This window comes from Actinomadura roseirufa (genome assembly GCF_900659635.1).
GTDB lineage: Bacteria > Actinomycetota > Actinomycetes > Streptosporangiales > Streptosporangiaceae > Spirillospora > Spirillospora roseirufa.
In genome coordinates this window covers 1-7,989 of the sequence record NZ_CAACVB010000308.1, presented here as the reverse complement: position 1 = coordinate 7,989, position 7,989 = coordinate 1, and the positions used below count along the sequence as shown (strand labels likewise).

At 74.3% G+C, this 7,989-nt stretch carries 8 protein-coding genes; 3 read left to right on the top strand and 5 right to left on the bottom strand.

What is annotated here, in order from left to right:
• Together E1291_RS42670 and E1291_RS36045 are read left to right on the top strand one after the other, a co-directional pair.
• On the top strand, nucleotides 1–220 hold a 220-nt coding region (locus tag E1291_RS42670), incomplete at its 5' end, for a hypothetical protein (RefSeq protein WP_207401127.1).
• Nucleotides 201–839, top strand: coding sequence for an acyl-CoA-like ligand-binding transcription factor (locus E1291_RS36045; RefSeq protein ID WP_131742540.1), 639 nt, complete (start codon nucleotides 201–203; stop codon nucleotides 837–839). The genes E1291_RS42670 and E1291_RS36045, both read left to right, overlap by 20 nt.
• A 22-nt stretch (nucleotides 840–861) precedes the next feature.
• Here E1291_RS36045 and E1291_RS36040 read toward each other — a convergent pair whose 3' ends face one another.
• From E1291_RS36040 to E1291_RS36025, 4 genes are all read right to left on the bottom strand, one after another.
• A complete protein-coding gene (locus tag E1291_RS36040) occupies nucleotides 862–2,040 on the bottom strand; it encodes a C40 family peptidase (RefSeq protein WP_131742539.1) in 1,179 nt (392 codons plus the stop codon).
• 196 nt (nucleotides 2,041–2,236) lie between these two features.
• Entirely contained in the window at nucleotides 2,237–4,225 is a 1,989-nt protein-coding gene (locus tag E1291_RS36035) for a thioredoxin domain-containing protein (RefSeq protein ID WP_131742538.1), read from the bottom strand.
• A gap of 63 nt (nucleotides 4,226–4,288) precedes the next feature.
• A complete protein-coding gene (locus tag E1291_RS36030; RefSeq protein WP_131742537.1) occupies nucleotides 4,289–5,674 on the bottom strand; it encodes a dihydrolipoyl dehydrogenase family protein in 1,386 nt (461 codons plus the stop codon).
• Between the two features lie 57 nt (nucleotides 5,675–5,731).
• Nucleotides 5,732–6,661 carry a ribonuclease Z gene (locus tag E1291_RS36025; RefSeq protein WP_131742536.1) on the bottom strand — a complete coding sequence of 310 codons (930 nt, stop codon included), beginning with the start codon at nucleotides 6,659–6,661 and terminating at the stop codon, nucleotides 5,732–5,734.
• Between the two features lie 131 nt (nucleotides 6,662–6,792).
• Here E1291_RS36025 and E1291_RS36020 point away from each other — a divergent pair, with 131 nt between their 5' ends.
• Complete coding sequence (locus tag E1291_RS36020; RefSeq protein ID WP_131742535.1) at nucleotides 6,793–7,266, top strand: pyridoxamine 5'-phosphate oxidase family protein; 474 nt, start codon at nucleotides 6,793–6,795, stop codon at nucleotides 7,264–7,266.
• A 26-nt stretch (nucleotides 7,267–7,292) separates the two neighbouring features.
• Here E1291_RS36020 and E1291_RS42665 read toward each other — a convergent pair.
• Nucleotides 7,293–7,989 (bottom strand): hypothetical protein (locus tag E1291_RS42665; protein WP_207401126.1); only part of this gene is annotated, 697 nt, incomplete at its 5' end.

Here is a 7,989-nt window from a genome sequence, read left to right as displayed (position 1 = left end):
CGGGGCCGTGGCCGTCGCCGCGCGGCTGCACGACGGCGCCCTGCTCGGCTCGGCGCGCGGCGCGTTCGTCCACGGCATGGACGCGGTGTTCTGGGCGTGCGCGGCCGGCTCCCTCGCCGCCGGTCTCGCCCTGTGGGCCTTCCAGCCGCGCCGGGCGCGCGGAGGTGCGGCGTCCCCCGTGGATGGCCGAGAATCGGACCATGAGCACGCCGCTTCCTGACCACCTGATCGACCGGCTCCAGGACCGGTTCGCCCTGCTGCCGCTGCGGGAGCGCAAGAAGCTGAAGACCCGGAGGGCCATCCAGGACCACGCCCTCCGGCTCTTCGGCGAGCAGGGCTACGACGAGACGACCGTGGAGCAGATCGCGGCGGCGGCGGAGATCTCGCCCAGCACGTTCTTCCGGTACTTCCCGACCAAGGAGGACGTGGTCGTCACCGACGAGTACGACCCGATCATGGCGCAGATGTTCCGCGCGCAGCCGCCCGGCATGTCCCCGCTGGAGGCGCTGCGCGCGGTGTTCCGCGAGTTGCTCCCGCTGATGTACGAGTCGGAGATGGAGACCATCACGACCCGGCTGCGCCTCACCGCGAGCGTCCCCGCGGTGCGCGCCCGCACGTTCGAGTCGATGCACGACGGCACCCTCCGCGTGCTCAAGGAGATCACCGCCGAGCGGGTGGGGCGGCCCGGCACCGACCCGGAGGTCGAGGCGTTCACCTGGGCGGTGGTCGGCGTCCTGCAGGCGGCGCTGTACCGGTGGCTGGACGGCGAGCCGCTGGAGAACCTGCCCGCCCTGATCGACCGCAACCTGGACTTCCTCGGCCGCGGCTGCCCGCTCTGAGCGGGCCCCGTCCGGTGGCCGGTCAGCCGGCGGCGCGGGCGGCGGTCTGCGGGCTCACCCGGACGGCGCCGGCCATGTTGCGGGTGTAGACGTCCTGAACCTGGACGACGGTGCCCGTCCGCGGCGCGGCGAGCATCTTGCCGCCGCCGAGGTACAGCGCGATGTGCGAGATGTAGCCCGGCGCCGTCGGGTCGTTCGCCCAGATCAGCATGTCGCCCGGCCGCGCCTTGGCGTAGGGGATCACCCAGCCCGCGCGGGCCTGGTCGGCGGCGACCCGCGGCAGCCGGATCCCGGCCCGCCCGAACGCGTACTGCATCAGGCCGGAGCAGTCGTAGCCGCCCTCGGCCTCGGACTCGCCGCCCCACACGTACGGCCAGCCGAGCCGCGAGTAGGCCGCCTTGATCACCGTGCGCACCTGCTCCGCGGTCATCACCTGGCCGTGCGAGGTCGGCACGTCCTCGCCGCCGGGCCGCGGGTAGTCGATCTCGGGGTTCACCTCGACGGCCTTGGTACGCGCGGGCAGCAGCTTGCGCAGCCGCTTGATGAAGGCCGCGGGCTTGGTCTTCGGCACGCTGATGAGCAGCGCGTTGCCGGTCGGCATGCCGAGGGCCTGCGCGTTCGCGTGCGAGATGACCGCGTCGACGTCGCCGATGCCCATCGTGGCGTACGCGCCGACCCGCAGCGGCGACTGGCTCTGCCTGCCCCCGACGGGCACCTGGCCGCCGAGCTTGACGCCGCCGTCGCTGCCCATCGTGAAGGAGATCGCGACGTCGCCCGCGGCGATGTTGCGCCACAGCGCGTCCGACTGGGCGGTGGGCTTCGGGGTGTAGTTGCGGAACGTGGACGGGTCGACGCCCATCAGGCCCACCCGCTTGCCCGCGACCGTGCCCTGCACCGCGTCCACGACCTCGACACCCTGCACGCCCTTGGTGGCGCGGATCTTCGCGACCACGTCCGCCGGGAGGGTGCCCGCCCCCGCGACGAGGACGTGCGGGGTCAGCCGCTTGCCGAGGGGCGCCACCGGATCGGGCGAGAGGGGGGAGTTCCCCGACGCGGCGACGAACCGCGCCGCGTCCGCCACCGGCTGCCGGCCGGCGGCGTTCCCGTCGCGGGCCACCAGGACCGCGACGTTCGCCCCGAGGGTGGTGAACACCGCGACACCGATGATCGTCGGCAGGGCCCGGCGGTTGGGCTTTCGCACTGCGACACTCCCTCGTAGGTCGGCCTGCCCGGCTCCACGACTATGACCCGGACGGGCGGCCTCGGTCCAGTTGTCCGTACCCGGCGCACCGCCGATCACCCTCGTCCGTTCCGTCCCGGCAGGCACGGTTCGTCTCGGCTACTCAGTGGTAACACCAAGCGGGAGCGAGATCAAGGTCACGTTCCCACAAGAGAGACTAACGATCCAGAGGGGCGTTCAGCTCCCGGATCAGGTCGGCGGACGTCGTCACGGGAAGCCGGCAGGTGAACCCCCGGCATACGTACGCGGCGGGCTCTCCGCCCACCAGGCCGCGCCCCACCAGCAGCGGGACGCCGTCCGCGGCCGGCTCGCCGACGCTCACCACCGCTCCGGGAGCCGCCGACATCAGCGCCGTCCGGTGCAGCGCGCGGGTCCGGTCGTCGTCCCGGCCGCCGACGATCGCGATCTCCAGCGGCCCGGTGAGGCGCGCCTCCGCCACCGCGAGCCCCCAGCCCGCGAAGCGCGCGTGCCGGTCGGCCAGCGCCCCGGCGGGCGCCAGCGCGGCCCCCGCCGCCTCCCGGTGCCGGTCCGACCCGGTGAGCGCGGCGTACGACAGCAGCGCCCCCGCCGCGGCGAACATGCCGGACGGCGTCGCGTTGTCGGTGGGATCCTGCGGGCGCCGGAAGAGCCGCTCGGCGTCGTCCGCGGTGTCGTAGAACCCGCCGGACCCGTCGCCGAACCTTTCCAGGACGGTGTCCAAGAGTTCACCCGCCGACCGGACGTGCGCGGGGTCGCCGGTGACCGCGTGGAGCGCCAGAAACCCCTCGGCCACGTCCGCGTAGTCCTCCAGGACCCCCGCGTTCGCGCCCGCCGCCCCGTCCCGGGACGTCCGCGCCAGCCGCCCGCCGCGCAGATGCACCCCCGTCAGCAGGAGCGCCACGTCCTCCGCCGCCCGGACGAGGTCGGGGCGGTCGAACAGGGCTCCGCACTCGGCCAGCGCCGCGATGGCCAGCCCGTTCCACGCCGCCACCACCTTGTCGTCCCTGGCAGGGGGCACTCTGTGCGCGCGCGCCGACAGCAGGGCCGTGCGCACTCGCTCGTACCGTTCCTGGTCCTCCGGATCGCTCAGGAGTTGCAGGACGGACGACCCGTGCTCGAAGGTCCCCGTCACCTCGAACAGGCTCTCGGCGAAGGCGCCGTCCTCCTCGCCGAGGACCTCTCTCAACTGCGCGGGGGTCCAGACGTAGTACTTGCCCTCCACGCCCTCACTGTCGGCGTCCAACGCCGAAGCCAGCCCGCCCTCGACGGTGCGGAGGTCGCGCAGCATCCAGTCGCACGTTTCCAGCGCGACCCGGCGCGCGAACGGCGTCCCGGTCGCCCGCCACCAGTGCGCGTAGACCCGCGCCAGAAGGGCGTTGTCGTAGAGCATCTTCTCGAAATGGGGGACGACCCATTCCGCGTCCACCGAGTAGCGGGCGAAGCCGCCGCCGAGCTGGTCGTACATCCCGCCCCTGGCCATCGCCTCAAGGGTGTGGCCGGCCATGGACAGCGCCTGCCCGTCCCCCGTCCGGGCGTGGTGGCGCAACAGGAACTCCAGGGCCATGGACGGCGGGAACTTCGGTGCCCCGCCGAAACCGCCGCGATCCGCGTCGTAGGAGTCCGCCAGCCCCCGGACGGCCTGCGCGAGCCGGTCCGCGCCCGGCGCGCCGTCGCCCGCGAGGCCGGAGCCGCGCGCGGTGAGGGCCGTCACGACCTGCAGCCCTTGGCCGATCACGTCGTCCCGCTGTTCCCGCCAGGCTTTGGCGACCGCTTGGAGCAGTGCCCGGAACTGCGCTCGCGGGAAGTACGTCCCGCAGTAGAACGGGTGCCCCTCCGGCGTCATGAACACCGTCATGGGCCAGCCGCCCTGCCCGGTCATCGCCTGGGTGGCCTCCATGTAGACGGCGTCGATGTCGGGCCTCTCCTCCCGGTCGACCTTGATGTTCACGAACAGTTCGTTCATGACGCGCGCCGTCTCGCCGTCCTCGAACGACTCGTGCGCCATCACGTGGCACCAGTGGCACGCGGCGTAGCCGACCGACAGCAGGACGGGCACGTCGCGCCGTCGCGCCTCGGCGAGGGCCTCCTCGCCCCACTCCCACCACTCGACCGGGTTGCCGGCGTGCTGGAGCAGGTACGGGCTGGTCGCGTCCTTGAGCCGGTTCATGCCCCGATCCTGCCCGATCCGCCCGGGGCCTCACTCCCCCGGGCCGTGCTCCCCCAGGCCCGGTCAGGATCCGAGGTCGGCGAGAGCGCTCTCGATCGCGCGGTGGAACGTCGGGTAGGCGTAGATCATCTCGCGGAGGGCGGCGGTGGTCGCCTCGGTGTGCACCGCCACGGCCAGGGCGCCGAGGATCTCGCCGCCGGCCGGGCCGACGGCGGTGGCGCCGACCAGCACGCCCCACTCGGGGTTCTCGACGAGCTTGACGAAGCCGTCGTTGCCGGCCTTGTGGATCCAGCCCCGGGTGGACGAGGGGAGCGAGGCGTACCCGGTCCGGACGGGCAGGTTCTGGTCGCGGGCCTGCGCCTCGCTCAGCCCGACCGAGGCGATCTCGGGGTCGGTGAAGGTGACCCGCGGGACGGCGCGGTAGGCGGCCGGCGGCCCCTCCTCGCCGAGGATGTCCCGGACGGCGACGGCGGCCTGGTACATCGAGACGTGCGTGAACGCGCCCTTGCCGGTGATGTCGCCGATCGCCCAGAGGCCGTCGGCGGCGCGCATCCGGCCGTCCACCGGGATCGCGCGGGCGGTCTCGTCCAGCCCGGCGGCGCCGAGGCCGAGGTCGCGGATGTTGGGGCGGCGGCCGGTGGCGACCAGCAGCCGGTCGGCCGAAAGTTCCCCGTCGCCACTTTCCCCCTCGCCCAGTTCCCCGTCGCCGAGGCGAAGGGTGAACTCCCCGTCATGGGAGACGCCGGTGACCTTGACGCCGGTGCGCACGCCGATGCCCTCGCGTTCGAAGACCGTGGCCAGCAGCGCGCTCGCCTCCGGCTCCTCGTTCACGATCAGCCGGTCGGCGGCCTCCACGATCGTGACCCGGCTGCCGAAGCGGGAGAAGACCTGTGCCATCTCCACCCCGACGACCCCGCCGCCGAGGACGAGCAGCGAGTCGGGAACCTCGGTGGCCTGGACGGCCTCCCGGTTCGTCCAGTAGGGCGTGCCCTCCAGCCCGCCGATCGGCGGCGCGACGGGATCGGTGCCGGTGTTGAGCAGGATCCCCCGGCGCGCCCGGAACACCTGGCCGTCCACCGAGACCTCGCGGGGCGCGGTGATGCGGCCCCGGCCGCGGACGAGCCGGACGCCCTTGCCGGTGAGCCGCTCAGCGGCGGCGCGGTCGTCCCAGGAGTCGGTGGCCTCGGCGCGGATCCGCTCGGCCACCGGCGCCCAGTCCGGGGTCACGGCGGCCGAGCCCGCCATGCCGGGCACGCGGCGCCCGTCGGCGAGGAGCCCGGCGGCGCGCACCATCATCTTGGTGGGGACGCAGGCGTAGTAGGGGCATTCGCCGCCCACCAGCCTCGACTCCACGGCGACCACCGCGAGCCCGGCCTCGGCGAGCCGGCCCGCGGCGTCCTCTCCTCCGGGCCCGAGCCCGATCACGACCACATCGACGTCGTCAGCCATGCCTGGACTCCTGCCCAGGAAGCCGCCCGCCGTCACCTCCGACCCGCGCGGCCGCGGTCATGGCGCCCGGCGGCGCCTGGGCATCGGGACCCGGTCCAGGTCGCGGACGAGGACGATCTCGCCCCCGTAGGCGGCCGCGGCCTCCTCCCGGAAGCGCGGCTCGTCCTCGGGCCCGTACCGCTCGGAGAAGTGGGTCAGGACGAGGAGCCCTGCACCGGCCCCGGCGGCGACATGCCCGGCCTGACCGGCGGTGAGGTGGCCGTACTCGGTGGCCAGAGCGGCGTCCGCGCCGAGGAACGTCGACTCGATGACGAGCATGTCGACGCCGTCGGCCAGTTCCCCGACGCCGTCGCACAAGCGCGTGTCCATGACGAACGCGACCTTCTGCCCCGGCCTGCGGACGCTGACCTCCGCGAGGGCGACCGTGCCGTCCTCGGTGGTCACGCGCCCCTCCTCCTGGAGCCGCCGGACGAGAGGGCCGCGTACCCCCCTGGCGGCGAGCCTCTCGGGCAGCATCGTGACGCCGTCGGGCTCCTCCAGCCGGTACCCGTAAGCCTCGACCGGATGGGACAGGCGCCGTGCGACCAGCGTGAACGGGGCGTCGGCGAGCACCGCCCGCTCGCCCGAGACCGGCCGCTCGCGGATCACGCCGGTGTCGCGGAACGCCGACGCGTGCCGCAGCCGCTCCCAGTACACGGCGCCGCTCGCCGGGAACGCCGCGTGCACGGGATGCTCGACGCCGTCGCGGGCGATCCGCTGGACGACGCCGGGCACGCCGAGGCAGTGGTCGCCGTGAAAGTGCGTCACGCAGATCCAGGTCACGTCGTGGGCGGACACGCCCGCGCGCGCCATCTGCCGCTGCGTGCCCTCGCCCGGATCGAACAGCAGGCCGTGCCCGTCCCAGCGCAGCAGGTAACCGTTGTGGTTGCGGTGCTTGGTCGGTACCGCGCTGGCGGAGCCGAGGACGATCAGATCGCGAGCCGACATCCCCCCATGGTGCCGGGCACCGGGGCAAGGCGGGCGTCCGGGTTATGCTGACCCGCGTCGTGGACCGGCGTGCGAATCGGCGTGTCGGCCGACACGTCGACCGGCGAGTCGACCGGCGATCCGGGGGCCCCGTGGGTTCGAAGCGCGAGAAGATCAAGATGACGCCGGACGAGGTCGCGGCCTACCTGGCCGGGCACGTCAAGGTCCAGGTCGCGACGGTCGGCCGGGACGGCGCGCCGCACCTGGTGACGATGTTCTACGCGCTGCTCGACGGAAAGATCGCCTTCACAACGTACCGGGCGTCGCAGAAGGTGCTGAACCTGCGCCGCGACCCCACGATGACGTGCCTCGTCGAGGACGGGATGGAGTACGGCGAACTGCGCGGCGTCGCGCTCTACGGGCGCGGCCGGGTGGTCGAGGATCCCGAGGCCACGATGCGGGTCGGCGCCGTCATCGGGCCGCGCACGGCGGGCCTGCCCGCCCCCGAGATGGACGCGCCGATCGACCCGGCGCTCGCGGCGGGCCTCGAAAAGGCGATGGCCAAGCGCGTCCTGGTCGTCATGGAGCCCGACCGGATCGTCAGCTGGGACCACGCCAAGGCGTGACCCCGGCCCGTGCTCACTGCCCCTGCTCAGTGCCCGAGCGCGGCGCGGCGGTCGGACACCGACCCCGCCCTGGGGCTCGGCACCGCCTCGTACAGCTCGGCCGCGCGGTCGAGCGCGGCGCCCTCGGCGGCGCCGTCGCCGCGCTGGCGGGCGGCGTCGGCCAGTGCCACGAACAGGTCGCCCTGCCGCTCGACCGCCCCCTCGGCCCGCATGAGCTCCAGTGCCTGGCCGAAGAAGTTGATCGCGGTGACCGGGCGGCGCATCCGCAGCTGGACCAGGCCCAGGCTGGTGAGCGCGGCGCCCCGCCGCATCGGGTCGGGCTCGGGGAGGGTCGCGAACGCGTCCGGCAGCGGCCCGAGGAGTTCCAGCGCGCGGTCCAGGTCGCCGGTCCCGGTCAGGGCCCGGCCGAGGTCGTGCCGGGCCAGCAGGACGGCCCGGCGGTCGCCCGTCCGCTCGGCGTCGCGCTCTGCGTCGCGCAGGGCGGCCGTCAGCGTCTCGGCCGCCTCCGTCCAGCGTTCCCGGTCCAGCAGCGCGAGGGCCTCGGCCGCGACGGGCTCCCCGGCGAGGTAGCCGTCGAGGAGACGGCGCATCGCGGCGTCCCGCTCGCCGGCCTGGCCGGGGACGGCGCCGCACACGGCCTCCGGTACGCGGTACCGGCCGCCGCCCGCGTCCTCCGCCAGCCCGGCCCCGGCCAGCGTCCGCAGGGCCTCGCGCGCCTCGTCC